We start from the raw sequence: 847 nt of genomic DNA on the forward strand, positions 1-847 counted from the left end.
AACATGCGAGCCAGCTTATGCAGCGTGCGCAACGCCGCTGAGGTGCTTCCCGCACGATCGGCAGGGCAGGGCCTAGTAGTGCTTTGTTAGGTTTGTCGATGTCTGTTGCGGCGCAACCGTTTCAGTGGTCTTTGGCAGGTGGGGCATGCGCCGGTCCAGGTCGCGAGCAGTTGTTGCAGCTCGTGGATGACCTTGTAGAGGGTCAGGCCGGCGCATCCGCTCAGACGTAACAGGTCCGTGCGCGGGCAGGCGGCAGCATCGGGGCGCAGCCCCGATGGGTTTTGCGGGTTGGTGTGGTTGGTCAGGCCGTGGGGGTGAGTTCGACGGTGTAGCCGAGGTCTTGGAGTTGGTGGACGAGGCGGTTTTTGCGGGTTTCGGGGTTGTCGCGGCGGGTGTAGTAGTCGGCGCCGAGGTCGACGTATGCGGTGTTGTTGGTCAGGACGTGCCAGGTGATGACAAGGATGCTGTGGGCCAAGGCGACGGCTGCCTTCTTGGCGCCGTTCTTGCCGAAGCGGCGATGGAGACGACGGAACCGGGCCCCGAGATAGGTCTGGGTCCGGAATGCTGCCCACGCGGCCTCGACGAGGACGCTGCAGAGTTGGGCATTGCCGTTGCGGGTCTTGCCGGTGGTGCGTTTGCCGGCGGATTCGTGGTTGCCAGGGCAGAGCGCGGCCCAGGAGGCGAGGTGCGCGGCGGTGGGGAAGCGGCTCATGTCGACACCGATCTCGGAGATGATGACCTGTGCGGCGCGTTCACCGACGCCGGGAACGCTCATCAGGAGCTCCATCGGGCGGGCGAAAGGGATCAGCAGAATCCCGATCTGCTCGTCCAGCCGTCGGATCATGGC

1 protein-coding gene is annotated in these 847 nt (G+C 64.9%); it reads right to left on the reverse strand.

Annotated elements, in window-relative coordinates:
* Positions 1-301: 301 nt before the first annotated feature.
* The coding region (locus ABD352_RS56210) for a transposase (protein WP_344620924.1) at positions 302-847 on the reverse strand (546 nt) is incomplete at its 5' end.

This window comes from Dactylosporangium salmoneum, from assembly GCF_039532525.1.
GTDB classification, from domain to species: Bacteria; Actinomycetota; Actinomycetes; order Mycobacteriales; family Micromonosporaceae; genus Dactylosporangium; species Dactylosporangium salmoneum.